At 70.3% G+C, this 26534-nt stretch carries 24 protein-coding genes; 6 read left to right on the top strand and 18 right to left on the bottom strand.

All coding sequences use genetic code 11. From position 1 onward, the window contains the following. Positions 1–61 precede the first annotated feature (61 nt). The 3 genes from ACFT9I_RS28485 to ACFT9I_RS28495 all read right to left on the bottom strand — a co-directional run bounded on the left by ACFT9I_RS28485 (position 62) and on the right by ACFT9I_RS28495 (position 2427). Positions 62–1093 carry a methionine synthase gene (locus ACFT9I_RS28485; RefSeq protein ID WP_382568866.1) on the bottom strand — a complete coding sequence of 344 codons (1032 nt, stop codon included), beginning with the start codon at positions 1091–1093 and terminating at the stop codon, positions 62–64. Then, positions 1090–1779, bottom strand: coding sequence for an SDR family oxidoreductase (locus ACFT9I_RS28490; protein ID WP_382568868.1), 690 nt, complete (start codon positions 1777–1779; stop codon positions 1090–1092). Before ACFT9I_RS28490 ends, ACFT9I_RS28485 begins: the two co-directional genes overlap by 4 nt. 108 nt (positions 1780–1887) lie before the next feature. Next, complete coding sequence (locus tag ACFT9I_RS28495; RefSeq protein WP_382568870.1) at positions 1888–2427, bottom strand: TIGR00730 family Rossman fold protein; 540 nt, start codon at positions 2425–2427, stop codon at positions 1888–1890. Between the two features lie 112 nt (positions 2428–2539). On the opposite strand from ACFT9I_RS28495, the gene ACFT9I_RS28500 reads away from it, so the two are divergent. Together ACFT9I_RS28500 and ACFT9I_RS28505 are read left to right on the top strand one after the other, a co-directional pair. Then, positions 2540–2869, top strand: a complete 330-nt coding sequence (locus ACFT9I_RS28500; RefSeq protein ID WP_382568872.1) for a DUF427 domain-containing protein — start codon at positions 2540–2542, stop codon at positions 2867–2869. Positions 2870–2966: 97 nt separating this feature from the next. Further along, complete coding sequence (locus ACFT9I_RS28505) at positions 2967–3752, top strand: alpha/beta fold hydrolase (protein ID WP_382568874.1); 786 nt, start codon at positions 2967–2969, stop codon at positions 3750–3752. Positions 3753–3893: 141 nt separating this feature from the next. Here ACFT9I_RS28505 and ACFT9I_RS28510 read toward each other — a convergent pair whose 3' ends face one another. From ACFT9I_RS28510 to mnmA, 3 genes are all read right to left on the bottom strand, one after another. Next, positions 3894–4817, bottom strand: coding sequence for an acetamidase/formamidase family protein (locus tag ACFT9I_RS28510; RefSeq protein ID WP_382568876.1), 924 nt, complete (start codon positions 4815–4817; stop codon positions 3894–3896). Between the two features lie 173 nt (positions 4818–4990). Beyond that, positions 4991–7549 (bottom strand): beta-galactosidase, encoded by a 2559-nt coding sequence (locus ACFT9I_RS28515; protein ID WP_382568878.1) that lies wholly within the window; start codon positions 7547–7549, stop codon positions 4991–4993. Positions 7550–7786: 237 nt separating this feature from the next. Beyond that, on the bottom strand, positions 7787–8917 hold the full coding sequence (gene mnmA / locus ACFT9I_RS28520; protein WP_382568880.1) for a tRNA 2-thiouridine(34) synthase MnmA: 1131 nt from the start codon (positions 8915–8917) through the stop codon (positions 7787–7789). Positions 8918–8977: 60 nt separating this feature from the next. On the opposite strand from mnmA, the gene ACFT9I_RS28525 reads away from it, so the two are divergent. Continuing rightward, positions 8978–9748 carry an N-acetylmuramoyl-L-alanine amidase gene (locus ACFT9I_RS28525; RefSeq protein WP_382568882.1) on the top strand — a complete coding sequence of 257 codons (771 nt, stop codon included), beginning with the start codon at positions 8978–8980 and terminating at the stop codon, positions 9746–9748. Positions 9749–10319: 571 nt separating this feature from the next. Here the strand turns inward: ACFT9I_RS28525 and ACFT9I_RS28530 are convergent. Beyond that, positions 10320–11483 (bottom strand): cysteine desulfurase family protein, encoded by a 1164-nt coding sequence (locus tag ACFT9I_RS28530; RefSeq protein WP_382568884.1) that lies wholly within the window; start codon positions 11481–11483, stop codon positions 10320–10322. A 161-nt stretch (positions 11484–11644) separates the two neighbouring features. Here ACFT9I_RS28530 and ACFT9I_RS28535 point away from each other — a divergent pair, with 161 nt between their 5' ends. Together ACFT9I_RS28535 and ACFT9I_RS28540 are read left to right on the top strand one after the other, a co-directional pair. Then, positions 11645–12196 carry a DinB family protein gene (locus ACFT9I_RS28535; RefSeq protein WP_382568885.1) on the top strand — a complete coding sequence of 184 codons (552 nt, stop codon included), beginning with the start codon at positions 11645–11647 and terminating at the stop codon, positions 12194–12196. 75 nt (positions 12197–12271) lie between these two features. Continuing rightward, positions 12272–13108 (top strand): alpha/beta fold hydrolase, encoded by an 837-nt coding sequence (locus ACFT9I_RS28540; RefSeq protein WP_382568887.1) that lies wholly within the window; start codon positions 12272–12274, stop codon positions 13106–13108. Here the strand turns inward: ACFT9I_RS28540 and ACFT9I_RS28545 are convergent. From ACFT9I_RS28545 to ACFT9I_RS28555, 3 genes are read right to left on the bottom strand one after another with little or no spacing between them, the layout of a single operon-like run. Next, on the bottom strand, positions 13068–14048 hold the full coding sequence (locus tag ACFT9I_RS28545; RefSeq protein ID WP_382568889.1) for a helix-turn-helix transcriptional regulator: 981 nt from the start codon (positions 14046–14048) through the stop codon (positions 13068–13070). The genes ACFT9I_RS28540 and ACFT9I_RS28545 overlap by 41 nt on opposite strands. 59 nt (positions 14049–14107) lie before the next feature. Next, positions 14108–14983, bottom strand: coding sequence for a thioesterase family protein (locus ACFT9I_RS28550; RefSeq protein ID WP_382568891.1), 876 nt, complete (start codon positions 14981–14983; stop codon positions 14108–14110). A 38-nt stretch (positions 14984–15021) separates the two neighbouring features. Then, positions 15022–15693, bottom strand: coding sequence for a trimeric intracellular cation channel family protein (locus tag ACFT9I_RS28555; protein WP_382568893.1), 672 nt, complete (start codon positions 15691–15693; stop codon positions 15022–15024). 328 nt (positions 15694–16021) lie between these two features. On the opposite strand from ACFT9I_RS28555, the gene ACFT9I_RS28560 reads away from it, so the two are divergent. Next, complete coding sequence (locus ACFT9I_RS28560) at positions 16022–16738, top strand: TetR/AcrR family transcriptional regulator (protein WP_382568895.1); 717 nt, start codon at positions 16022–16024, stop codon at positions 16736–16738. Between the two features lie 49 nt (positions 16739–16787). Here the strand turns inward: ACFT9I_RS28560 and ACFT9I_RS28565 are convergent, their stop codons facing one another. The 8 genes from ACFT9I_RS28565 to ACFT9I_RS28600 form a co-directional block, all read right to left on the bottom strand. Further along, positions 16788–17855, bottom strand: a complete 1068-nt coding sequence (locus tag ACFT9I_RS28565; protein ID WP_382568897.1) for an ABC transporter ATP-binding protein — start codon at positions 17853–17855, stop codon at positions 16788–16790. Continuing rightward, positions 17852–18982: an ABC transporter ATP-binding protein gene (locus ACFT9I_RS28570; RefSeq protein WP_382568898.1), complete on the bottom strand. Its 1131-nt coding sequence runs from the start codon at positions 18980–18982 to the stop codon at positions 17852–17854. Before ACFT9I_RS28570 ends, ACFT9I_RS28565 begins: the two co-directional genes overlap by 4 nt. A gap of 6 nt (positions 18983–18988) precedes the next feature. After that, positions 18989–19900: an ABC transporter permease gene (locus tag ACFT9I_RS28575; RefSeq protein WP_382568909.1), complete on the bottom strand. Its 912-nt coding sequence runs from the start codon at positions 19898–19900 to the stop codon at positions 18989–18991. A 109-nt stretch (positions 19901–20009) separates the two neighbouring features. Next, positions 20010–21014, bottom strand: a complete 1005-nt coding sequence (locus ACFT9I_RS28580; protein ID WP_382568900.1) for an ABC transporter permease — start codon at positions 21012–21014, stop codon at positions 20010–20012. A gap of 113 nt (positions 21015–21127) precedes the next feature. Beyond that, on the bottom strand, positions 21128–22798 hold the full coding sequence (locus ACFT9I_RS28585; RefSeq protein ID WP_382568902.1) for an ABC transporter substrate-binding protein: 1671 nt from the start codon (positions 22796–22798) through the stop codon (positions 21128–21130). Between the two features lie 338 nt (positions 22799–23136). After that, a complete protein-coding gene (locus ACFT9I_RS28590; protein ID WP_382568903.1) occupies positions 23137–24318 on the bottom strand; it encodes an ABC transporter ATP-binding protein in 1182 nt (393 codons plus the stop codon). 35 nt (positions 24319–24353) lie between these two features. Beyond that, a complete protein-coding gene (locus ACFT9I_RS28595; protein ID WP_382568911.1) occupies positions 24354–25418 on the bottom strand; it encodes an ABC transporter ATP-binding protein in 1065 nt (354 codons plus the stop codon). Positions 25419–25483: 65 nt separating this feature from the next. Beyond that, positions 25484–26497, bottom strand: a complete 1014-nt coding sequence (locus ACFT9I_RS28600) for an ABC transporter permease (RefSeq protein WP_382568913.1) — start codon at positions 26495–26497, stop codon at positions 25484–25486. Positions 26498–26534 lie beyond the last annotated feature (37 nt).

Below are 26534 nucleotides of genomic sequence, written 5' to 3' on the forward strand. Positions count from 1 at the left end.
CCTCCCGTTTCACCGCGGCACCGCGAGCACCGCGATCAGCGCGACCCATGTCTCGTCAATGTCACTCAGGGTTGTCCGCGAGGGATCGCGCCGCCCTGACACAGTGCGCCATCGCGGCGCGGGCGTACGTGGGTGAGGCACCCGCGAGCCCGCACGCCGGAGTGATCACCACGGACTCCGCGAGAGTCCCCGGATCCAGCCCCAGCCTGCGCCACAGCGTTCTGATACCCATGACGCTACCTCCCGGGTCTGACAACGGGGTGTCCGTGCCCGGCACCACCCCGGCGAAGAGTTTCACGCCGCCCTCCACCGCCTCGCCAATCGTGTCCTCGTCACGCTCAGTGAGCAGCGAGAAGTCGAACGACACGGCCGCCGCCTCCGCGCGGCGCAGCAGCGCGAACGGCACGTCCGGGGCGCAGGAGTGGACCACGGCGGGTCCGTCGTTCGCCCGCATCACCTGGCGCAGCGCGTCCTCGACGACCTGCCGGTCGACCGCCCGGTGGGTGCGGTATCCGCTGGCGGTCCTGATCTGCCCGCGCAGTACGGCGGTGAGGGACGGCTCGTCGAGCTGGAGCACGGGCGTGGCGCCGGGCACCCTGCGCCGTACGTCGGCGAGGTGCGCCGTCAGGCCCTCCACCAGGGATCCGGTCAGGTCGCGGCAGGCTCCGGGGTCGCTGAGTGCCGACTCGCCGTTGCGCAGCTCCAGGGCCGCGGCGAGCGTCCAGGGGCCGGTCACCTGGACCTTGAGCGGTCCCTCGTACCCCTGGGTGAACTCTTCGAGCGCGTCCAGGTCCTCGCCAAGCCAGGACCAGGAGCGCCGGGTGTCGCGGCCGGGGCGGTCGCCGATCCGCCAGCCGCTGGGCTCCACGCGGGCGAAGACCTCGACGAGCATCCCGGCGGTCCGTCCGATCATGTCGGCGCCGGGGCCGCGCGCGGGCAGTTCGGGGAGGTGCGGGAAGTCCTCGAAGGTGCCGGTGACGCCCTTGGCCGTCTCGCGCGCGTCGTCGCCCGGCATCGAGCCGACGCCGGTGGCGGCGCCCCACAGGGGCTTCGCCGGGGTGTCGGTCCCGCTGTCACTCGTGGTCTCGGTCATCGTCCCGGCCGCACCGTCAGGTCGTTGATCTCCGCGTCGCGCGGCAGGTCGAGTGCGGTGAGGATCGTCGTCGCGACCGACTCCGGGTCCATCCAGCGGGCGGCGTCGTACTCCTTGCCCTCCTGGCCGTGCACCTTGACCTGCATGGGTGTGGCCGTACGGCCCGGATAGACGGAGGCGACGCGCAGGCCGTTCGGCCGCTCCTCCTCACGGAGGGCGTCGGCGAGCGCCTTCAGGCCGTGCTTGGAGGCGGCGTACGCGCCCCACTCGGCGTGGGCGGTCAGGCCGGCGCCGGAGTTGACGAAGATCACCTGGCCCTGCGCGGCGCGCAGTTGAGGCAGGAAGAGGCGGGTCAGCTCCGCGGGCGCGACGAGATTCACGTTCAGCTGGCCGGTCCACGCCTTGGGGGTCAGCTCGCCGACGGGGCCGAGGTCGACGATGCCCGCGATGTGCAGGAGCGAGTCCAGGCGGTCGGGGAGCGTCTGGTGGGACAGCGCCCAGGAGAGCCGGTCGGGCGTCGCGAGGTCGCCGACGAGCGTACGGGCGCCGGGGTAGGCAGCGGCGAGTTCCTTGCCGCGGCCGGCGTCGCGGGCGAAGAGCAGCAGGTCGTCGCCGCGCTCGTGCAGCCGGCGCGCGACAGCGGCGCCGATGCCGGAGCCCGCGCCGGTGATCAGATGGGTAGCCATGGGGTCATGTTCGCATCACCCCATGGCACGGCCGTACGGTCCCGACGCGGTCCGGTCGTGGTCCGGTCGTGGTCCGGTCGCCGTCCCGTCGCGGTCCCCGGCGGGGGGTCAGCCGACCCCGGCGGACTCCTCCAGATAGGCGAGGGCGCCGACCGCGTCCTCCGCGAAGAAGACCAGGTCGGTCAGGGGCAGCGGGAGGAAGCCCTCCCTGTCCATACGGCTGAACTGCTCCTTGAGGCCGTCGTAGAAGCCCGCCGTGTTGAGCAGCACCACGGGCTTGTCGTGCAGGCCGTGCTTCTTCAGTTCGAGGATCTCGGTCGCCTCGTCCAGCGTGCCCGTACCGCCGACCATGATCACGACGGCTTCGGACTTGGCGAGGAGCAGCGCTTTGCGCTCGGCCAGGTCCTTGGCGATCACCATCTCGTCGGCGCGTGCCCGCTTCGTGGCACCCAGGAAGCCGACGGAGACCCCCACGAGACGCCCGCCCGCCTCCTCCACCCCGTCGGCGACGACCTTCATCAGCCCGACGTCCGAACCGCCCCAGACGAGCGTGTGGCCACCCTTGCCGAGCAGTTCGGCGAACTCGCGGGCGGGGCGGGTGTAGCGCTCGTCCAGCTCGGCGGCGGAGAGGAAGACACAGATATTCATGGCTCCACGGTATCCGGGTGACCTCTTTGGGAAGAGGGCGTGGTCGGCCGTTGCTGACGGTAGAAGGGACCGCAGAAGAAGAGGGACCGAGTCACCGAAGGAGCCGATCGCCATGGCCAAGGGCCACACCATCACCGTCGAACAGGGCACGGAGCACGTACGGGTCGTCCGCGACGGACAGGTCGTCGCGGACAGCAGCCGGCCGTTGCTGCTGCACGAGACCGGACTGCCCGTCCGTTACTACCTGCCGCCGGAGGACGTCCGTACGGAGCTGTTGACCGCGTCGGACACCACGACCCACTGCCCGTTCAAGGGCGACGCCTCCTACTGGTCGCTGCCCGACGCGCCCGACCTGGTCTGGGCGTATCCCGAGCCGAAGGACGAAGTCGCCGAGATCAAGGACCACTTCTGCTTCTACGAGACTGAGGTCGTCGCGGGCTGAGCCTCCCGGTCCGGGTCCGTCGAAGAAAAATTCTCCAATTTCCGCTCACCGCCGATGAGTTCCGGTGAGTCCGCCGGTCTCAACGCTTATGGACCAAGTGGGCAAGGCGAAGTCGGGTGACGGCACCCTCATCGCGTACCGGCGGACGGGCGGCGACGGGCCTCCGGTGATCATGGTGGGAGGGGCGTTCAGCACGGCGGCGGCGGAAGCACCGCTGGCGGCGCTCCTCGCACCGCGCTTCAGCGTGATCACCTATGACCGGCGGGGGCGCGGTGGCAGCGGTGACACGGCGCCGTACGCGGTGGATCGCGAGGTGGAGGACATCGCCGCCCTCCTTACGGAGGTGGGCGGCAGCGCCTCCGTGTACGGCATGTCCTCGGGCGCCGCCCTGGCGCTGGAGGCGGCCGCCACGGGGCTGCCGATCACCCAACTCGCCGTGTACGAGCCTCCTTACGACGCCGGTCCGGCCGATGTCACGGACAACGCGGCCTACACGGCACGGCTCGACGACCTGCTGTCGCGGGGACGGCGGGACGAGGCCGTGGAACTGTTCCTGTCGGTGGTCGGGGTGCCGCCCGACGTGATGTCGGGGATGCGCCGGGCGGCGATGTGGCAGAGCATGACGGCGCTGGCGCACACCCTCGCGTACGACAACGCCGTGATGGGCCCCGGACCGGTGCCCACGGAACGGCTCGCGCGGATCACGGCGCGGGTGATGGTCGTGGACGGGGGCGCGAGTCCGCCGCCGATGCGGGTGGCGGCGCGGGCGGTGGCCGAGGCGCTGCCGCGCGGGCGGCACCGCACCCTGACGGGTCAGGTGCACGAGGTGGCGCCGCACGTGCTGGCGCCGGTGCTCGAAGAGTATTTCGCCGCGGCGGCGTGAGCGTGCGGACATCGGCTCGTGGGCTCGTGGGCTCGTGGGCTCGTGAGGAGAGGACGGTGGGACCGGTGTCAGGGACAAGGGTGACGGCGGTCGGCGGCCTGCTCGCCGATCACGCCCGGTGCAGACATGGGCGCGTGGGGTTCAGCGGATCGCGTCGTGCGGCAGCACCGCGTGCACTCCCCACGTTTGATTGGCCACCTGGGTCACCCGAAGATCGACCGTCGTACTCGCCAACGCCAGCGCCGTCGCCCGCTTCACGCCGTACAGCGACGTCATCCACGTCAGCATCGCGTCCAGAGCCTGCGCCGACGCCTCGTTGAGGTCCGCGTCGAAACCGAACGTGATCCGGCCCGCCGGAGTCACCGCGTGCGGCGTCGTCAGCGGCGGGGACGGCAGGAGACCGACGGTGAGGCGGGTCGTCATGCCGCATTCGATCGCCGTGCCGGAGACCTCGCCGTCGCCCTGCGCGGCGTGGCCGTCGCCGATGCTGAGCAGCGCGTCCGGCACGGTGACGGGGAGGAACAGGGTGGATCCGGCGACCAGTTCACGGCAGTCGATGTTGCCGCCGCCAAGGGTGCGGGGCGGCGTCGTGGAGTGCTCGCCCGGTTCGTCCGGGGGTGTGCCGACGACGCCGAGGAAGGGCGCGAGGGAGACCGTGTGACCGTACTGGTCGGTCCCGGTGCCCTTGTCCGCGTCGAGGTCCCACGTCAGCCACTCGGACTCCTCGCCGCTCATGCCCAGCCGGCGGGTTAGCGGGGTGTCGGACGTCGCGGCGGCGGTGAAGCCCCAGTCGTCGGGGCGCAGGGACTCCAGCGTCACGGAGAGTGCCATGCCCGGTTCGGCGCCGCGTACGGCGATCGGGCCCACCAGGCAGTGGCCGCGCCGCTCGCCGAACATGCGGGGCACGTCCTCGTCCGCCGTACGGCGCCGCTCCAGGTGGCCCGAGCAGTCGAGCGTGTGGACGGTGAGGGTGTCCCCGGGGTCGACGGTCAGCACCGGGGGCAGTTCGCGCGAGAAGACGTTGCTGACCGTGCCGGGCACGGAGTCCAGGAAGTGCTCGGCCACGGTGGGCTTCCTTCCGTCAGGGCGGGGCGGGGTGTTCGGACCGGTCGCCGCCCTGCGGGCGGGCCGGTCACAGCCTCCCACGACAGGCGACGGCGCGGTCCGGGGCCTTACCGTCCGGGGCAGTCCCGGACGGGGCGCCCCCGGCCAGGGCTTCTCCGGGCCCGCGCGGTGCGTCAGCCGCGGCGCACGGTGAACTCGGCTCGGCGTACACGCAGTACGGTCCGGCCGCCCTCGGTCGAGATACGAGCGCCGTCGCAGCGCGCCGCGCCCTCCACCGCGACCACCGATTCCCCGCCGGGAGTGCCGGGGGCGCCGAGCGCGCGGAACGTCGCCCGGCCGTCGGCGGCGCCGGTCAGCTCCGCCGTCGCGTACGCGACGCGCAGGCCGCCCACGGTCAGCCCGAGCGGCAGAATCGCCGCCGTACGACCGGGCAGGTGCAGCTTCTCGCCGCCGAAGAGGGGCTTGCCGTTCTCCGTGACCGTGAAGTCCTGCTCGTAGCCCGAGGAGACGTTGAAGGCGTGCAGCAGCCGGCCGCGCTCGCCGTCGGCCGTCGTCAGCAGAAAGACTCCCGGGTCGGTCGCGCTGTGCCGGAGAGCGGGGGCGGCGTCCAGGGCGCGGAAGGCACGGTCCCAGAAGGTCAGGTCGCACTGGTAGTCGGTGGTGATCACGACGGCCCGCCCCCGCCCGAGGGGAATGTCGAAGCCGCAGCCCTTGCCCGTGGACAGCTCGCGCAGCACCGTCCTTCCTCGGGAGGGTTCGCACAACTGGGCACGTGACAGCCGCACTTCGGGCAGCGGCGCCGCCCAGTCGTGGGCGGTCACCGACAGCCAGAAGCGGTTCGCGTCGGTGAGCGTCTTCCCGGCCTTGAGGCCCAGCGCGTCCGCGAGCACGGTGCAGCGCCTGTCGGCCATGTCCTTGACCGGCAGCCTTCCGGACAGCAGCAGCTTTCCGCCCGCCTCGACGTAGCGGACCAGGCGCCGCTGCAGTTCGGCCCCCAGGTGCTCGCCCGTGGCCAGCGCGAGTACCGGTACGGCCTTCGGGTCCAGATCGCCCGCCTGGAGGTTCACAGCCCGGTAGCGGAAGCCGCCGAGCAGCATCGCGCGGGCCAGCGAGCCACGCGGGCCGGCGCCGCGTGTGTTCACCGCCTCGTCCAGCACCTTCTGTACAGAGGCGAGTCCCGGCGGGTGGTACTCGGTCAGATAGTGATCGGGTACGAAACCGAGCGCCACGTCGTCGTAGGTCGTACGCATCGGCGCGAGGACATCGGCGAGAGAGCCCATCGCGCGCACCGTCCGGCGCGTCGACGCGTAGCTGACTCCTGGCCGGCCCTCCGGATCGACCGGTGCGGCGAAGCCGTGCCGCTCGCCCGTGATACCGATCCGGTCGTTCCCGTCGCCCGTGGGCTTGTCGAGTTTTGGATTGAACCCGCCCGCGAACAGGTAGTAGTTGAGCATTTTCGCACCCTGCGCGACACACAGGCGGGTCTTGAGATCAACGCCCGAGGGGCTGGTCTGGCTGTCCATGTTCTGCCCGTAGTCGGCGTGCCCGGCGTCGAACTCCAGCGCCGTGACCGGCTGGTCCTTGTCGTTGACCGCGTCCATGAAGGCGTTGATGAGATACAGGTCGGTGACATTGCGCAGGGTCAGATCGCCGAGGTAGAAGTCCGCACCGGAGATCGTTCCCTCGATCCCCGCGTAGGTTTCCATCAGTTGGCTGATGCCGATGGGGAACGGCTCGGCGCGGCTGTCGGAGGTGCCGTGGATGTTGATCACGAACGGGACGCCGGTGATCCCGTACTCCTCGGCGGCCGACCGCAGTTCGGCGACGTACCGCGCGAAGCGGCCCCGCATGAAGCGGCCCAGGTCGTGCATCAGGGCCGCGCCGTACGCGTCCTTCGGGTGACGTATCACCCTGCGCCGCCCGGCCAGGTCCTCGCCCGCGAAGGGGTAACGCCCGGCGAGCCCGTCCCCGTACTCCTCACGCAGCCAGCCGTCGAAGTCGGCCGTCAAGTGGTCGGTGAGGTCGGGTGAGTTGCTGACCCAGGCCAGCATCCCGATCTCGTTGTCGAGCTGTACGGAGACGACGGGGCCGCCGCTGCCGTGCAGCCGCTCCGCGAGCACCGGCATGACCGCCGCGTACCAGTGGCGCATCTCCTTGAGAAAGGCGGGCGCGAGGTAGTCGACCGTGGGCGTGGTGGCGGGAGCGTCGTTCCAGCCGGTGGAGACGATCTCGGGGTGGTCCTTCCGCACCCGCTCGGGGACGCCCTCGCCCTTCAACTCGGCCATGGTGAAGGGGCCGGGGCGGGCGATGAAGAGGAAGCCGTTGCGGTGGCAGAGGTCGATGAAGGCGCCGAGGTCGCGTTCGGGGCGGGTACGGCCGGTGACGTCGATCGTGCCGTCGGGCAGCTCGTGCCACATCCAAGGGATGTACGAGGCGATGGTGTTGAGCCCCGCCGCCTTGGCCCTGTCGAGCCTGGACTGCCAGTCCGCCTTCTTGAGCCGGAAGTAGTGGATCTCTCCGGCGAGTACGAGGGCGGGCTTGCCACCGACGAGGATCTGCTTGTTCCGGTACGAGACCGAGCCGGCCGGGGTGGTGTCGCCGGGCGGGGCGGGGGCGGCGGGGGCAACCGGGGCGGCCAGCGCGTCCGGCGCGGACAGGCCCGCGGTGGCGAGCGTACCGAGGGCGGCTCCGCCCAGGACGGTGCGGCGGCGGGGGGCGGGGGCATGCGTCATGGCGTCGCACTTCCTCGGAGGGAGAGCAGAACGGGTGGGGGGCTCATCGGAACGGAGCGGCATGTATGCGCTGTCTGTATGCGCATACATGCACCCTGGAGCAGCCCCTCACGCGCCACAAGAGTGCGCCTGATTACGCTTGCGTAACGGGCGCGACGGAGCCGGCGCCCACGTGGGACGGGGCCGGAGTCCGTCGGTCAGCCGGTCAGCCGGTCAGCCGGTCAGCCGGTCAGCCGGTCAGCCGGTCAAGGCTCCCGCGCGACGCGCCGTCGTCGCGATCGTGGCCGAGCCGACCACGCGTGTGCCGTCGTACAGCACGATCGCCTGGCCCGGGGCCACGCCCCGTACCGCCTCCGCGAAGTCGACGTGCAGCGTGCCGTCGATCAGCTCCGCCGTGACCGCTGTCTCGTCGCCGTGGGCGCGCAGCTGCGCCGTGTAGGCGCCGGGGCCGACGGGGGCCGTGCCGCCGCACCAGCGGGGCCTGATGGCCGTCAGGGCGGTGACATCGAGGGCGGCCACCGGGCCGACCGTCACGGTGTTGTCGACGGGCGAGATGTCCAGCACGTAGCGCGGCTTGCCGTCCGGCGCGGGGTGGCCGATCCGCAGGCCCTTGCGCTGGCCGATGGTGAAACCGTGCGCGCCGTCGTGGGTACCGACCTTGGACCCCGACTCGTCCACGATGTCGCCCTCGGCCTTGCCGAGACGGGCGGCGAGGAAGCCCTGGGTGTCGCCGTCGGCGATGAAGCAGATGTCATGGCTGTCGGGCTTCTTCGCGACGGCCAGATCGCGGCGCTCGGCCTCCGCGCGGATCTCGTCCTTCGTGGTGAGGGTGTCCCCCAGCGGGAACATGGCGTGTGCGAGCTGGCGCTCGTCGAGCACACCGAGGACGTACGACTGGTCCTTGGCCATGTCGCTCGCGCGGTGCAGCTCGCGCGCCCCGTCGGGGCCGGTGACGACCGTCGCGTAGTGGCCGGTGCAGACGGCGTCGAAGCCCAGCGCGATCGCCTTGTCGAGCAGCGCCGCGAACTTGATCTTCTCGTTGCAGCGCAGGCAGGGGTTCGGGGTGCGCCCGGCCTCGTACTCGGCGATGAAGTCCTCGACGACATCCTCACGGAAGCGCTCGGCGAGGTCCCATACGTAGAAGGGGATGCCGATCACGTCGGCGGCCCGCCGCGCGTCGCGCGAGTCCTCGATGGTGCAACAGCCCCGCGCGCCCGTACGGAACGACTGCGGATTCGCGGAGAGCGCGAGGTGGACGCCGGTGACGTCGTGACCGGCTTCGGCGGCGCGGGCGGCGGCGACGGCGGAGTCCACGCCGCCGGACATGGCGGCGAGCACACGGAGGGGGCGCTGGGGTGTCTGAGTCATAGCAACACAAGCGTAAGGGTGCCGGGGAACCAGAATCGCGCGAGTATCCGTTGACAGTCCATGGGCAAGAGAAGGCGGGGCGCCGAGAGTGGTGGCGTGGCCGGTGATACGAGCGGTGGCGTGAGCGGTGACACCCCTGGTACGGGCGGTACGAGCGGTACGGATGCGGGCGGGACCCCGGTCCGCGACGGGGCGAAAATCAGGCGGCGCGCCTTTCTGATCGGCGGCGCCGCCGCCGTGGTGGGCGGCGGGACGGTCGCGGTCCTGGCGGGCCAGGACCAGGCGACGCGGCTCTGGTACCGCGTGCCGGGGGTGGAGAAGGCGCGCAGGCCGGGTGAGCTGGATCACGTGGGTGCCGAGTGGGTGGCCGCGTCGTCGGCGAACTGGCGCCGGGCGGACCGCCCCGCCGACTTCACCGTGGACCGGGTGATCATCCATGTCGTGCAGGGCAGCTACCGGACGGCCCTGAAGGTCTTCAAGGACCCGGCGCACCAGGCGGCCACGCACTACGTGGTGCGCAAGGACGGGCACGTCGCGCAGATGATCCGTGAGCTGGACGTGGCGTACCAGGCGGGGAACCGCTCGTACAACGAACGCGGCGTCGGCATCGAGCACGAGGGGTTCGTGGACCGGCCGCAGGACTTCACGGACGAGATGTACGAGTCGTCGGCGCGGCTGACGGCGGGGATCTGTCAGCGGTACGAGATACCGGTGGACCGGACGCACATCATCGGGCACGTGGAGGTGCCGGGGACGGACCACACGGACCCGGGGCCGCACTGGGACTGGGACCGGTACATGAAGCTGGTGCGGGGCGTGGGTCTGAGCTGAGCTGTTGCCGGGTCCGCCCGGCGGCCGGTTTCGTCCTCAAGCGCCGGACGGGCTGGGGTGGTTGCGGTGGTGGCCGGGTGCCGCGAGGACGCTGAGCGCTGAGCTGTTGCGGGGTTCACGTGCGGGCCGGTGGTCGTTGTGTCCTCAAGCGCCGGACGGGCTGGGTGGTTGCGGTGGTGGCCGGGTGCCGCTCCGGGGTCATGCCCGGACGGCATGATTTACGCCGCGTGCCCCGTTCGTTGGACCCGAGGGAACCGGGCTTTCCACGCGGCACAAATCAGCCTGAGTGTCCGGCCACGACCCCTGCGCGTCCCCCTTCCAACCCGCGGCGGGAGTGGGGGTTGAACAGCGCCACGTGGCGGCGTGAGGGGGGCGGGGGCGCAGGAGGGGTGTGTTCGGACACTCAGGCTGACTTGTGTCGCGTGAACAAGCCGGGTCGTCGGGTCCAACGAGCGTTGCACGCGGCGTAAGTCATGCCGTCCGGACATACCCCTCCGGAGACCCCGAACCCCGCCCCGGGCAACGAGACCCCGGAAACCCGCCGGGACGGCAACCCGCCCGCAGGGCCACCTCAGCTCAGCCCCGCCGCCCGCGCCCGCGCCACCGCCGGGCCGATCGCCGAGGCCACCGCCTTGACGTCGGCCTCTGTAGAGGTGTGGCCGAGGGAGAACCGGAGCGTGCCGCGTGCCAGTTCGGGGTCGGTGCCCGTCGCCAGCAGTACGTGGCTGGGCTGCGCGACCCCCGCCGTACAGGCCGACCCGGTCGAGCACTCGATCCCCTGCGCGTCCAGCAGCAGGAGCAGGGAGTCGCCCTCGCAGCCGGGGAAGCTGAAGTGGGCGTTGGCGGGGAGGCGGTCGACGGGGTCGCCGCCGAGGACCGCGTCCGGCACGGCCTTCCGTACGGAGGCGATCAACTCGTCGCGCAGGGCGCCGATGTCGCGTGTGAACTCGCCGCGCCGTTCGGCGGCGAGCCGCCCCGCGACGGCGAACGCGGCGATGGCGGGAACGTCGAGGGTGCCCGAGCGCACGTGGCGTTCCTGGCCGCCGCCGTGCAGGACGGGGACGGGTGTGTACTCACGGCCCAGGAGCAGCGCGCCGACGCCGTAGGGGCCGCCGATCTTGTGCCCGGTGACGGTCATCGCGGCGAGTCCGGACGCGGCGAAGTCGACCTCGGTCTGGCCGAACGCCTGGACGGCGTCCGAGTGCAGCGGGATGCCGAACTCGGCGGCGACCTCGGCGAGTTCGCGTACGGGGAGGATCGTGCCGATCTCGTTGTTCGCCCACATGACGGTGGCCAGCGCGACGTCGTCGGGGTTGCGTTCGACGGCCTCGCGGAGCGCCTCCGGCGAGACCCTGCCGTAGCCGTCGACGGGCAGGTACTCGACGTTCGCGCCCTCGTGCTCGCCGAGCCAGTCGACGGCGTCGAGGACGGCGTGGTGCTCCACGGGGCTGGCGAGCACACGCGTCCTGGCCGGATCGGCGTCGCGGCGGGACCAGTAGAGGCCCTTCACGGCGAGGTTGTCGGCCTCGGTGCCGCCGGAGGTGAAGACGACCTCGCTGGGCCGGGCGCCGAGGGATTCGGCGAGTTCCTCGCGCGCCTCCTCGACGGTACGCCGGGCCCGCCGCCCGGCGGCGTGCAACGAGGACGCGTTGCCGACATCGGCGAACCGAGCGGTCATCGCCTCGATCGCCTCGGGAAGCATCGGGGTGGTCGCGGCGTGGTCGAGATAGGCCATGGTGTGCACGATTCTACGAGCCGCGGTGGGCGCGGATCGCCGTGGGCGGGGCGTGAGCGGGAAGCCGGGCGGGGCGCGGGGCGGGGAGCGGCCGTCCGGACAGCGCTCGGGCGCCCTCCGGGGCCGGTGGCGCGGGCCCTCCCGCAGGGATGATGGGCGGTATGACCGGTCACAGCAGAAGAGCCGAGATGTTCGTCACCGCCGGGTCCGACAGCCGGCTCGACGCCCGTACCACCGGCGACGAGCGCGCGATGCTCGCCGACTTCCTGGCGGCCCAGCGGGCCACGCTGGAGTTGAAGTGCGCCGGCCTGGATCTGCGGCTGTCGCGGCGCGCCGTACAGCCCTCCACGCTCTCGCTGCTCGGCCTCGTGCGTCATCTGGCCGACGTGGAGCGCCGCTGGTTCCGGTGCGTCATGGCCGGGCAGGACGCACCGCCCAGGTTCTCGTCCCCGGCGCGCCCGGACGGCGACTTCGACGGCGCCGTGCCGGATCGGGACGTGGTCGCCGCCGCGTGGGAGGCCTGGCGCGAGGAGGTGGCCTTCGCCGACCGGTTCGTGGCGGCGGCGCCCCACCTCGACGTCGTGGGCGAGGACGGCTGGCGCGGGACGGTGTCGCTGCGCTGGGTGCTGATCCATCTGGTCGAGGAGTACGCCCGGCACAACGGCCACGCCGACCTGCTCCGCGAGCGGATCGACGGCGCGCGGGGGCTGTGACGGGCCCCGCCCCGCACCTGCCCGGGAGATGTTCGGACCCGGAGAATGTCAGACCCGGGAACTAGCCTGGTGGGCATGGATGGATGGACTCTCGACCACACGTTCAACAGCTCCTCCGGTGAGGTCCGGTGGAATGTCCTCGGGCCCGTCGACGGGGCTCCCGTCGTGCTGCTGCACGGGACTCCGTTCTCGTCGTACGTGTGGCGGGGCCCCGCGCGGGCGCTCGCGAGGCGGCATCGGGTGTACGTGTGGGACATGCCCGGGTTCGGGACGTCCGAGATGCGGCGGGATCAGGACGTGTCGCTGGGTGCGCAGGCGCGGATCTTCGGCGAACTGCTCCAGCACTGGGGGCTGGAGCGGCCCGCCGTCGTCGCGCACGACTTCGGGGGATGCGTCGCCCTGCGCGCGACGCTGCTGCACGGCGCGCGGTACGAACGGCTGGCGCTCGTGGATCCCGTGGCGCTGTCTCCCTGGGGCTCGCCCACGTACCGGCTCATCGGCGAAAACAGCGAGGTCTTCGACCGGTTGCCGCCCGACCTGCATCGCGCGCTCGTGCGGGAGTACGTCAGTTCGGCCAGCCACCCCGGGCTGCGCGCGGACGTCCTGGACGCGCTGGTGGAGCCGTGGTGCGGCACGGAGGCGGGGCGGGGCGCGTTCTACCGGCAGATCGTGCAGAACGACCAGCGATTCACCGACGAGATCGAGTGCCGGTACGGCGAGTTGGACCTGCCGGTGCTGATCTGCTGGGGCGAGGACGACACCTGGATCCCGCAGGAGAAGGGGCGGCAGCTGGCGGGGCTGATCCCCGGGGCCGAGCTGCTGCTGATCGCGGGCTCGGGCCATCTCGTACAGGAGGACGCTCCCGCCGAACTCACCCTGGCGCTGGGTGACTTCCTCCGTACAGCTCCGTGACCGCGGCGGCGGCCCCGGCGAGTACGTCGCGGGCCTCGGGCGGCGACAGCACCTCCACGTTCTCGCCGAAGGCGAGCAGGGCGCGGACCGCTCGTAGCTCCGTGAAGACGAGGGCCAGCCGGGCCCACTCCCCCGACGCCTCCACGACCGGTTCCTCGTCGGTCAGTTGGGCCGCCTGGATACGGAGGAACATGTCGAGCCGGGTGACGCGGACCCGAGCGGTCACCTCGATGTCCGCCGGCCGCAGTTCGACCTTCCGGCGCAGCAAGTCCCAGACGTCGCCCAGCTCCACGCCGTCCCGGCGGCGTACGGGCGCGTCGGTCAGGGTCGCGTCGCGCACGCGGTCGGCGCGGTAGAGACCGGGTACGCCACGGTGGTCGGCGACCAGGTACCAGACGCCCGCCTTGACGACGAGACCGTACGGATCGACCGTGTACGTCCTCGTCTCGGTGGTGCCGCTGTGCCGGTAGCTCAGCCGCAGCCGGCGATCGGCGAAGACCGCGGTGTTCAGCACGTCCAGGTCGACGGCGGGCCGCCCCGCGCGCATCCACCGCTCCGGGTCGACGATGATGCGGCGGCTGGTCCGCTCGGCAGCGGGGCGGTGCGGGGCGGGCAGCGCGGCCATCACCTTGCGCAGGGCCGAGCCGAGCGCCTGGTCGAGACCGAGCGCGGAGTGGGCGCCCCGCGCGGCGAGGACGAACAGCGCGCGGGACTCGTCGGCGGTCAGACCGGTGACGTCCGTACGGAAGCCGGGCAGCAGCGCGATGCCACCGTGTCTGCCGCGCTCGGCGTAGACGGGGATGCCCGCGGCCGAGAGCGCCTCGACATCGCGGTAGACGGTGCGCACGGACACCTCAAGGCGCTCGGCCAGCTCGGAGGCGGGGACGAGTCCGCGCGTCTGGAGGAGCAACAGAATCGAAAGGAGCCGATCGGACTTCACCGGTCCAGGATCGCGCACGGGGTGCCAGGCGGCGCGGGCGCGCCTGCCCGCAGCTCCCGCTACCGCGCCTCCGGCGCCCTGACTGCCCTCGGGGCCCTTGCCAGTTGGCGGGACTGGGCGACCAGGCGGTTCGTGCTGTCCCAGACGTCCGCGTCCTCCTCCAGATAGCCGCCCGCCAGGTTTCGCGTGGTGACGAAGACCCGCAGTGGTCCCGGTGCCGGGCGGCTCCGGATGTGGGTGGTCAGTTCGACCGTCGGCGTCCAGCCCATGAGGCCGAGGTCGAAGGCGGTCGGCGGGAAGGCGTCCACCGTCAGCAGCAGCGAGAGCGGGTCCGGCTCGCGGCCGTCGGCCAGGGAGAACCAGCCGCGCACCTCGCCCTTTCCGGACGGGGCGCCGACGGCCCAACCCGCGGTCTCCGGGTCCAGCTTGATCACCACGCGTCGCGCGAAGCCCGAGTCCTCCGGAAACGCGGCCGGCCCGTCCTCCGTACCGAGGCACTGCTCGGGCGGCGGCAGCGTGGGCGGCTTCGCCGAGGTGCGGATGTCGTCGCTGAGGGAGTCCAGCGCGCCGTACGCCGCGAGGACCCGGACGCGTTCGACCTCCGTGCCGTCCGCCTCGTACTGGAAGAGCGACGCCTGGCCGGTCGCGAGGGTACGGCCGGTCCGCACCGTCTCCGTACGGACGACCGCCGGGCCGGGCTTGGACGGCGTCAGGTAGTGCGCCGTGACCGTGAACGGATCGGGGTGCGGCAGCGCGTCGCGCAGGGCGCGGCCCAGGATCGCCAGCAGATAGCCGCCGTTGACGGCGGAGAGGATCGCCCAGCCGTCGGAGAGGTGGGCGTCGTAGACACCCGGTTCACGGAGGGTGACGGAGGTGTCGCGGTCGAACTCGCTGTCCACGATGGATGCCTGTGCCATCGGCGCTGCCTGTGCCATGAGCAGCACGGTACAACAATGCATTACCAAGCGGTAGCTTATGTGTTCGAGCCTGACTCCTCGGCCGCCGTCGAACGGCGGTTGTACGCGCGCGGCGCCCGCCAGTGGAAGCGCATCGCCAGCAGCCGCAGCACGAACGCGGCGAGGGCCGCGAGCCCGCTCGTCAGTCCGTTCAGCGCGTCGAAGCGGATGCAGATCGCCACCGTCGTCGCGCCGACGATCGCGGGCACCGCGTACAGGTCGCGGTCCCAACGCAGCAGCGACGGAACCTCGTTGGCGAGTACGTCGCGCAGAACACCCCCGCCCGCCGCCGTGGCGAGCCCGAGCGCGGCGGACGCGGTGAGGCCGAGCCCGTACTCGTACGCCTTGACCGTGCCCGTCACGCAGAACAGCCCGAGCCCCGCCGCGTCAAAGACGTTCACCGCGCCCTGGATGCGCTCGACATGCGGATGCAGGAAGAAGACCAGGACCGTCGCGACCAGCGGCATCGTGAAGTAGCCGAGGTCAGTGAAGGCCGCAGGCGGTACGGCTCCGATGATCAGGTCCCGGAGCAGCCCACCGCCCAGCCCGGTGACCTCGGCGAGCACCGCCATGCCGAAGACGTCGAAGTTCTTGCGGACGGCGAGCAGGGCGCCGGAGATCGCGAAGACGAAGATGCCGGCGAGGTCGAGCGAGTGCTGGACGGAAGGGGTGAACAGTTCCTGAAACACCCGACAGTTCTACACCGGACACGAGGGGCCGCCCCAGGCCTAACGGTGCGGGAAGTTCGCCCCCGGGCCCGCCACCGAGGTCGGCCCGGATGGACGGCCCGGCGAGGTTGGCGACGCCGGAGTCGATGACATCCATGATCTCGCCGAGGAAGACGACAACGAGCACGAGCCACGCGGCGCGCGGCGGCAGCACGGCGCTGACGTCACGGGATGGGGAGCGTCGCTCAACAGTCACGAACATCATTCGATACTTGAACAGTGATCGTGTTAACGCGAACGACGTTCGTCACACATGGAACGAAGTTCGTCCATCCGCTATGCTCGGAACATGCCACCGACCCCTCAGCAACGGCGCGCAGCACGGCACCATCAGCCCGTTCCCGATGCGGGCGCGCCGCCGGCGCGAGGTCGGCGGAAGAAACCGATCACGGCGGAGGCCATCGTCGACGCGGCACTCGACATCGTGGCGCGCGAGGGCTACGAGGCCCTGACCATGCGCCGTGTGGCAGCCGCTCTGGAGACCGGGCCGGCGTCGTTGTACGCCCATGTCGTCAACAAGGGCGACCTGGACGAGCTGCTCATCGGCCGCCTGTGCGCCGAGATCGACCTGCCCGAGCCGGACCCCGCCGCCTGGCGGGAGCAGATCACCGGCGTCTACACGCGGATGCGCGACCAGTACTTGCGCTACCCCGGGATCTCCCGGGCCGCGCTCGCCGCCGCCCCCACCAACGAGGACACGCTGCGTCTTGGCGAAGGGATGCTCGCCATCCTGCTCGCCGGCGGCATCGCGCCGCAGACCGCCGCCTGGGGCATCGACTCCCTGACGCTCTACGTCAACGCGTACACCCTGGAGATCTCGCTGCTCAGCCGCTCCGGCGACGAGTGGGTCGTCAGCCGGGACGAACTGCTGAGCCGGTTCGCGAATCTGCCCGACACCTTCCCGCAGACCAAGCGTTACGCCGCCGAACTCACCGCGGGAACCGACCACGAGCGCTTCGACTTCACCATCGAGCTGATGCTCGACGGTCTCGTACGCCGTCGCTGAGGCCGGCCCGCGCAGGCAGCCGGCCGGGCCGGGCCGCCCTCAGACGCCCTCAGACGGCCTCCGTCAGCGCCTCCGGCTCCGTCTCCGTCACCGCCTCGATCCCCGTCGACCTCGTCCGTTCCACCGTCCCCGCCTCGATCTCCGCCGCGAAGTGGCACGCCACCCGGTGGCCGTCCCCCACCGCCGTCAGCTCCGGCCGCTCCGTCGCGCAGCGTGTCTCCTGCTTCCAGGGGCAGCGCGTGTGGAAGCGGCACCCCGTCGGCGGGGACGCCGGGGACGGGAGGTCGCCGTGGAGCAGGATGCGTTCGCGGCGGTCCTCGACGTCCGGGTCGGGTACCGGGACCGCCGACATCAGCGCCTTCGTGTACGGGTGCCTCGGCTCGGCGTACAGCGCGTCGCTCGGGGCCTCCTCCACCAGCGAGCCCAGATACATGACCCCGATGACGTCTGAGATGTGGCGGACCACGGCCAGGTCGTGGGCGATGACGAGATACGTCAGGCCCTTGGACTCCTGAAGTTCCTCAAGGAGGTTGATCACCTGCGCCTGGATGGAGACGTCGAGCGCGGAGACCGGCTCGTCGCAGATGATCACGTCCGGTTCGAGGACGAGCGCCCGCGCGATGCCGATACGCTGGCGCTGGCCGCCGGAGAACTCGTGCGGGTAGCGGGACAGCGCGTTGGTCGGCAGACCGACCTCCGCGAGGATCTTCTTGATCCGCTCCCGGCGCTCCTCCTGGTCCGCGCCGATGCCGTGCGCCGCCATGCCCTCGGAGAGGATGGACTCGATGTTCTGCCGGGGGTTGAGGCTGCCCAGCGGGTCCTGGAAGACCATCTGGAGGCGGTGCCGGATCTTCCGCATCTCCTCGTCGGGCAGCTTCGCGAGATCCGTACCGTCGAAGACGACCCCGCCCTCGGTGATGTCGACGAGACGCAGGACGGCCCGGCCGAGGGTGGTCTTGCCACAGCCCGACTCCCCCACCAGACCGTAGGTCTGGCCCGCCTCGACCTTCAGCGAGACGCCGTCGACGGCGTACACATGGCCGACGGTACGGTCGAAGAAGACGCCCTTCTTGACGGGGAAGTGGACCTTCACGCCGTTCAGTTCGAGCAGACTCATGAGGAGGCCTCCGCCGTGGGTTCGACCGGATCCACCGGATCGACTGAATCAACTGGCCCGACCGGCTCGACCGGCCCGACGGCGTCCACCGGATCAACAGCATCGACCGGATCCACCGGATCGACAGGTACGGCGGCGTCCGCCGGCAGGACCGGGTTGACGCAGCGCACCTGGTGGCCCGCCGCGCGCGGTTCGGTGAGTTCCGGCGTGCCCGTCAGGCACTCCATCGTGTAGAAGTCGCACCGGGGCGCGAACGCGCAGCCGTCGGCCCACGCGATCTTGTCGTTGATCGACCCCCGGATCGGCCTGAGCGGTTCACCGCGTGGTGCGTCCAGGCGCGGGATGGAGCCGAGCAGACCGTGCGCGTACGGATGGGTGGGATGCGCGAACAGTTCGCGGCGGCCCGCCGTCTCCACCGCCCGCCCCGCGTAGAGCACGTTGACCTGGTCGCACAACCCGGCCACGACGCCCAGGTCATGAGTGATCATCAGAAGCGCCGTGCCTTCCTGGTCGACCAACTCCTTGAGGAGTTCGAGGATCTGGGCCTGGATGGTGACGTCGAGCGCCGTCGTCGGCTCGTCCGCGATCAGCAGGCGCGGTGCGCACGCGACCGCCATGGCGATGAGCGCGCGCTGGCGCATTCCGCCGGAGAGCTGGTGCGGGTACTCCTTCAGCCGCCGGTCCGGGTCCGGGATCCCGACGCGGTCGAGCAGCGTCGCGGCCTCCTTACGCGCCGGCTCGCCCTTCAGCCCACGGTGGCGGCTCAGGATCTCGGTGACCTGGACGCCGATGGGGACGACCGGGTTCAGGGAGGAGAGCGGGTCCTGGAAGATCATCGCGAGCTGGCTGCCGCGCAGGTCGCGGATCTTCTTCTCGCCCATGGACAGCAGGTCCGCGCCGTCGAACTCCGCCCGGCCGCCCACAGTCACGCCCTTGCGCGGGAGCAGACCCATCAGCGCGAGCGCGGTCACGGACTTGCCGCAGCCCGACTCGCCCACCAGGCCGACGACTTGCCCCTCGGCGACGTCGAAGGTGACGCCGTCGACGGCCTTCGTGTCGCGCTGGGCCCGCCCCGCACCGTGCCCGGCGAAGGTGACCGACAGTGCGTCAACCGACAGTAGTGACATGGGACTTCAGCCTCGCAGCTTCGGATCGAGAGCTTCCCGCATCGCCTCGCCGAGCAGCGTGAAGCCGAGAGCGGTGACGATGATCCCGACCGCCGGATAGACCGACATCATCGGCGCGTTGTCGAAGAAGCGCTGTGCCTGCGACAGCATCACGCCCCACTCCGGGATCGCCGGGTCCGGATTGCCGAGGCCCAGGTAGGACAGGGCGGCGGCCTCGATGATCGCGGTGGCGAGGCTGAGCGTCGCCTGGACGATGACCGGGCTGAGCGAGTTGGGCATGATCTGGGTGAGGACGATACGGCGTTTGCGGATGCCCACCGCCTTGGCCGCCAGTACGTAGTCCGAGCTGCCCTGCGCGAGCATCGAACCGCGCAACAGGCGTGCGAACACGGGCACTTGGACCACACCCACCGCGATCATCACGGTGGTCAGCGACTGGCCCAGCACGGCCGCGACCGACACGGCCAGCAGCAGCGAGGGCAGCGCCAGCATGATGTCGGTGACGCGCATGATGACGGTGTCGACGCGCTTGCCCGGCTCCCCGCCGAGCGTCGCCGCCGCGCCCGACACGGCGCCGATGACCGCGCCGGCCACCAGGCCGATGAGCATCGACACGACACCCACGAGCAGCGTCTGCCGGGCGCCGACGAGCATCCGGGAGAACTCGTCACGCCCGAGGTGGTCGAGTCCGAACCAGTTCTCGCCGCGCGGTCCGACGAAGCGCCCCTGGTTGGGGAAGACCTCGCCGCGCCAGTCCTGCGCCGTGGGGCTGTACGGGGCGAGCCACGGGCCGACGATCGCGACCAGTACGAACAGGCCGATGACGACGGCGCCGATGATCGCCGTCTTGCTGGTACGCAGCCGCCGGAAAGCCTCGCGCCACAGCCCGGCGCCCGAGGTGGTCTCGGTCCGCTCCATGAGCTGCGCCAGCCGGTCGATCTTGTCGGCCTTCTTCGACACGTTCGGAGCCGCGTCCGAAGTCGCGTTCGGAGTCGCGTCAGGAGTCGCGTCAGGGATCGCGTTCACGTCAGTGCACCCGCACTCTCGGGTCGATGAGGCTGTACGCCACGTCGACCAGCAGATTGATCAGCACGTACACCAGCGCGATGAAGAGGATGAAGCCGACGAGCACCGGATAGTCGCGGGCGTCGATCGACGTACGGATGAAGGACCCGATCCCGCCGAAGGTGAAGACCGACTCGGTGAGGACGGCGCCGGACAGCAGGCTGCCGGTCAGCAGGCCCACGGCGGTGATCACCGGCAGCAGCGCGTTGCGCAGGACGTGCCGGGCGCGTACGACGCGCTTGTCCAGGCCCTTGGACTCCGCCGTACGTACGTAGTCCTCGCCCAGCACTTCGAGCACGCTGGCCCGGGTCATCCGCACGATGACGGCGAGCGGGATGGAGGCGAGCGCGACGGCGGGCAGCACCAGATGTGTGATCGCGTCCCACGACGCGTCGAACTCACCGGTCAACAGGCCGTCCAGGACGGCGAATCCGGTGACCTTCGTCGCGTCGATGCCGGTCGAGAGCCGGCCGTAGCTCGGGAAGAGCCCGAGGTTGACGGCGAAGAGGCCCTTGAGGAGCAGCGCCAGGAAGAAGACGGGGATGCAGATGCCGAGCAGCGAGCCCGACACGGCGGTCACGTCGAGCCAGCTGCCGCGGCGCCGGGCGGCGAAGTAGCCGAGCGGGATGCCGACCACGATCGCGATGAGCATGGCGGCGACGCTGAGTTCGACGGTCGCCGGGAAGCGCAGGGTGAATTCCTCCCACACCGGCCGGCCGGTCTGTGTGGAGGTGCCGAGGTCCAGTTGGAAGATCCGTTTGATGAACCGCCAGTACTGGATCCACACCGGCTCGTCGAGCCCCAACGCCCGGTTGATCCGGGCCACTTCGGACTCGGTCGCCCGCTCGCCCAGGATCGCCGAAGCGGGTCCTCCGGGCAGCCGGTTCAGCCACAGGAAGAGCAGAACCGACAGACCGAGCAGGGTGGGTATCAGCTGGAGCAGTCGTCGTGCGACAAGTCGCAGCACCCCGCGTGCCCCTTTCTTCGGTACCTGGGACGTCGTAGGACGTCGGACGTGGGGCGGGTCCGCGCGGCCGGCGGCTCTGGTGCGCCGCCGGCCGGGCGGACCCGCTGGTGCTGTTACTTGAAGGACGTCTCGGCGAAGTTCTCCTGCGTCAGCGGGGAGACCTTCGGCGGGTTGACGTCGTCGGCGAAGGCGATCGCCGGCGGCGAGGAGGAGATCGGCACACCCGGCAGGTACGCCATGATCGTCTCGTTGGCCTTCTTGTACAGCTCCGTCCGCTTGGCCGGGTCGGTCTCGGTCGACGCGACCTTCAGCGCGTCGAAGACGCCCTTGTCCTTGAAGCCCCACTGCTTGTCGTACTCGGCGAACCAGGTGCCGATGAAGTTGTAGCCGTCGTTGAAGTCACCGGTCCAGCCGAGCATGTGCAGTTCGCAGCCGCCCGCCTCGGTGGCGTCGATGTAGTCCGGCGCCCACTTCATGGGCTTGGGGGTGACGGTGATCCCGGCCTTCTCCAGGTCGGCCTTCATCAGCTCGAACATGTCCTGCGGAGCGGGCATGTACGGGCGGGTGACCTCGGTCGGGTAGCAGAACTCGACCTTCAGCCCGCTCTCGTCGGCGTCCCCGAGGAGCTGCTTGGCCTTGGCCGTGTCGAAGGGGTACTTCTGTACGGCGTCCGAGTAGCCGGCGACGGTGTCGGGCATGAACTGCGTGGCCACGACGCCGCCTTCGGGCAGCTGGGTCTTGACCAGGTTCTCGCGGTCGATGGCCTGCGCGATGGCCTGCCTGACCTCGGGCTTCTGGAGCGCCTTGTTCTTCTCCTGGCTCATGCCGACGTAGAAGATGTTGAAGACGTCACGCGTGGGGACCTGGAAGCCGTCGCTCTCCAGCGTCTTCACATCGGCGGGCGCGACCAGGTCGTAGCCGTCGATGTCGCCTGCCTGGAGGGCCTGGCGGCGGCCGTCCTCGGTGTCGATGGTGCGGAAGACCAGGTTCTTGATCTTCGCCTTGGTGCCCCAGTAGTCGTCGTAACGCTCCAGGGAGACTTCCTTGTTGCCCTTGTTCCACTCACTGATCTTGTACGGTCCGGTGCCCGCGACCGTGCCCGCCACCTGGCTGTACTTGGGGTACGTGATGGCGTCGCCCTTGGCGGTGGCGTCCTGCTTCTCGTACTCCTTCAGGGCCTTCGGCGAGTGGATCGCCAGCGCCTGGAGGGAGAAGCCGCCGGGGAGGTTCGCGGAGGGCTCGTTGACCTCGATGACGGCGGTGCTGTCGTCCTTCGCGGTGCAGGACTTGTAGTTCGCCTTCGGCGTCTCGGGGTCCTCGTTGGCCGCGAAGCCGCCCATGACGGTCTGCCAGTAGTAGGAGACCGCGCTGGACTGGTACGTGCCCTTCCAGTTGAACCAGTGGTCGTAATTCGCGCACACGGCGGCGGCGTTGAACTTCTCGCCGTCGTGGAACGTCACGTCCTTACGGAGGTTGAACGTCCAGACCGTGCCGGCCGCGTTGCTCGACCACTTCTCGGCCAGGGCCGGGGCGAGCGTGCTGCCGCCCGACTCGTGCTTCAGCAGGGCCTCGAACGCCTGCCGGGTGACCCGGAAGGTCTCGCCGTCGCTCGCGAGCGCCGGGTCCAGCGAACCGGGGTCACCGGGGCCGCCGAAGACGAAGGTGTCCTTCGCGCCGCCCGAGTCACCTTCCTCGTCGCGCTCGCTGGAGCAGCCGGTGGCGATCAGCGCGACGGCCAAGGCCGTGACGATCGCTCCAGCGGCTCGGGACTTGAATATTCGCATGGTCCACCCCAGGGGTCCGACGAGTCCGGAACTCGGTCTTGACGGCCGAACATTACAGTCAAGAAAGTGCCAAATGAACGGGTCGCAATGCGGAGTTGCAGACCTGAGATCCGGACAGTCGACAAATGGACCGACTCCGGGGCATCACACCCCAACGGGTCAAGTCGTGCCAGGTGAGCCGCAGTTGGGCGGGGCGAACCGGGTGAACCTCCCGTACGGCCCAGAAGCCCCGCGCGCATCACGCAGAAGCCCCCCGTCCGCATGGTGGACCATGCGAGCGGGGGGCGTGCGTGACATACGCGTGCGTGGCGTACGTGTACGTGGCGTACGTGTACGGGCTACTCCTTGGTGAGACCCTTCGGCGCCTCGGAGGTCTCCGCGGTCGCGGGAGCGGCCACGGCGGCCTCGGGGTCCACCGCCACCGCGTCACCCACGAGCGCGATCGCCTCGCGCGCCGAGGCGAGCACCTTCGTGTCGTCCGGAATCTGGTCCGGCGCGTTCTCCGGGTGATGGCAGGCCGCCTCGTGGCCCGGCTCCAGCTGGATCAGCGGCGGCTCCACCGTCCGGCACACCTCCGTCGCCTTCCAGCAACGGGTGTGGAACCGGCAGCCGCTCGGCGGCGAGATCGGTGACGGCACGTCGCCCTTGAGCAGGATCCGCTCGCTCTTGACGCCGCGCCGCCTCGGGTCCGGCACCGGCACCGCGGACAGCAGTGCCTTCGTGTACGGGTGCATCGGCCGCTCGTACAGCGACTTGCGGTCGGCCAGCTCGACGATCTTGCCGAGGTACATGACGGCGATCCGGTCCGAGACATGGCGGATGACCGAGAGGTCGTGCGCGATGATCACGTACGTGAGCCCCAGCTCGTCCTGCAGGTCGTCCAGCAGGTTCACCACCTGCGCCTGGATCGACACGTCCAGCGCGGAGACCGGCTCGTCGGCGACGACCAGCTTCGGGCTCAGCGCCAGGGCCCGCGCGATACCGATGCGCTGCCGCTGACCGCCGGAGAACTCGTGCGGGTAGCGGTTGTAGTGCTCGGGGCTCAGGCCCACCAGGCCCAGGAGGCGCTGGACCTCCTTCTTCACCCCGCCCTCGGGCTCCACGTTCTGGAGCTTGAACGGCGCGCTGACAATCGTGCCGATCGTGTGGCGCGGGTTCAGCGACGAGTACGGGTCCTGGAAGATCATCTGCACGTCACGGCGGAGCGGACGGATCTTGCCCGCCGACATGTGCGTGATGTCGTGACCCTGGAACTCGATCTTCCCACCGGTCGGTTCGTCCAGCCGCGTGATCAGCCGGCCCATGGTCGACTTGCCGCAGCCGGACTCACCCACGATGCCGAGCGTCTCGCCGGGATGGACGTCGAACGACAGCCCGTCGACCGCCTTGACGGCGCCGACCTGGCGCTGCAACAGCCCCTTCTTGACGGGGAAGTGCTTGACCAGCCCCTCCACCCTCAGCAGGGGCTCACCGGCCCTGTCCTTCTCCGGCCTGTTCGCCTTCTCCGGCCTGTCCGCCACAGCGGGATCCTTTGCGTTGCTCACGGCGTCGGCGCTCACAGCTTCGGCGCAATCTCTTCGGTCCAGATCTTGGTCCGCTCCTCCTGCGACATATGACAGGCGGAGTGGTGCCCGGCGCCGACCTGCTTCAGCTCGGGACGCTCCGTGCGCGTGATGCCGCCCTTGGGCACATCCGCGTACGGGCAGCGCGGGTTGAAGGCGCAGCCCTGCGGCACGTTGATGAGGGACGGCGGCTGGCCCTTGACGGGGATGAGCCGGTCCGTCTGCTCACGGTCGATCCGGGGCATCGAGCCGAGCAGTCCCCAGGTGTAGGGGTGCTGCGGCTCGTAGAACACCTTCTCGGCCGGTCCGCGCTCGATGCACCGGCCGCCGTACATGACCAGCAGGTCGTCCGCCATCTCGGCGACGACCCCGAGGTCATGGGTGATCATGATGACGGCGGAGCCGAACTCCTTCTGCAGATCCCTGATGAGGTCGAGGATCTGCGCCTGGACGGTCACGTCCAGGGCGGTCGTCGGCTCGTCGGCGATGAGCAGTTCGGGGTTGTTGACCAGGGCCATCGCGATCATCGCGCGCTGGCGCATACCGCCGGAGAACTCGTGCGGATAGCTGTCGACCCGCTTGTGCGGCTCGGGGATGCCGACCCGGTCGAGCATCTCGATCGCCCGTGCGCGGGCGACCTTCTTGGTGACCTTGTTGTGGACGCGGTACGCCTCCACGATCTGGGCGCCGATGCGGTAGTACGGGTGCATCGCGGACAGCGGGTCCTGGAAGATCATGGCCATCTTCCGGCCGCGCAGCCGCCGTACGTGGTCGGGGTCGGCCCCGACCAACTCCTCACCGTCCAGCCAGACTTCGCCCGATATCGCGGCGTTGGCGGAGCGGTGCAGGCCCATCACGCCGAGCGAGGTGACCGACTTGCCGGAGCCGGACTCACCCACGATGCCGAGGGTCTGGCCGGCCCGGACGTCGAAGCTGACGCCGTCGACCGACTTCACCAGACCGTCGTCGGTGTTGAAGTGGATGCGCAGGTCGCGTACGGAGAGGAAGGGCTCCCCCGGATCGCCGGACCCGGGTGACCCGGCGGCCTTGGCGACCACCGGCTCGCCCGGAGCGGAGGCGGGACCGGGAACCCGTACGGCTGACTGCTCCTTGGAAACCTCGCTCACGAGTACCTCACCCTGGGGTCGATGGCGGCGTACACCAGGTCCACCAGCAGATTGCAGAAGACGATGAAGAATGCGGCGAACAAGGTCACGCCCATCACGATCGGCAGGTCGGCGTCCTTCACCGACTGGATCGCGTACGCGCCCATGCCCTGGAAGGAGAAGACCTGTTCGGTGATGACGGCGCCGCCGAGCAGCAGGCCGAAGTCCATACCGAAGATCGTCACGATGGGCGTCAGCGCGGACCGCAGTCCGTGCTTGGCGACGACCTTGCTCTCCCGCAGGCCCTTGGCGCGCGCCGTACGGATGTAGTCCTCCCCCATCACTTCCAGCATGCCGGCCCGGGTGAGCCGGGCGTACAGGGCGGAGTAGAGGAAGGCGAGGCTGCACCAGGGGATGAGCAGGTTCCACGCCCAGTCCGCCGGATTGTCCGCGAACGGGACATAGTTGACGCCCTCCGACCACAGTGGCCACTGGACGGTGAACAGCGCGAGGCCGAGCATGCCGGTGAAGAAGATCGGCAGCGAGACGCCCGCGAGGGCCAGCGTCATGGCGATGCGGTCGAAGATCGAGCCGCGCTTGAGCGCCGAGAGGACACCGATGGCGACACCGGAGATCAGCCAGATCACCGCGGCACCGATGGCCAGGGAGAACGTGACCGGCACCCGGTCCATCAGCTCGGGCCACACCTCGACGTGCGTCTTGAAGGAGTAGCCGAAGCAGGGTGCGTTGCACATGGACGGGTCCGGGCCGAAGTTGTACTCGGCGCCGACGAAGATGCCCTTGATGAAGTCGAAGTACTGGGTGTAGAGGGGCTGGTCGAGCCCCAGGTTCGCCTTGACGGCGGCGATCGAATCGGGGTTGGCGTCCTTACCGACGTACTGGACTGCCAGCTGGTCGATCGTCTGCCCACCGAGCCGTGGAACAAGGAAGAAGATCGCGAAGGTGACTGCGCTGACCACCAGCAACAGCATTACCGCGGCGATCACGCGTCGGATGATGTACGCAGTCACAGCCGATCGGCGCCGGGTCCGCCGGCCGGGGGTGACC

Source organism: Streptomyces sp. NPDC057137, from assembly GCF_042670825.1.
In the GTDB taxonomy this organism is placed as follows: Bacteria; Actinomycetota; Actinomycetes; order Streptomycetales; family Streptomycetaceae; genus Streptomyces.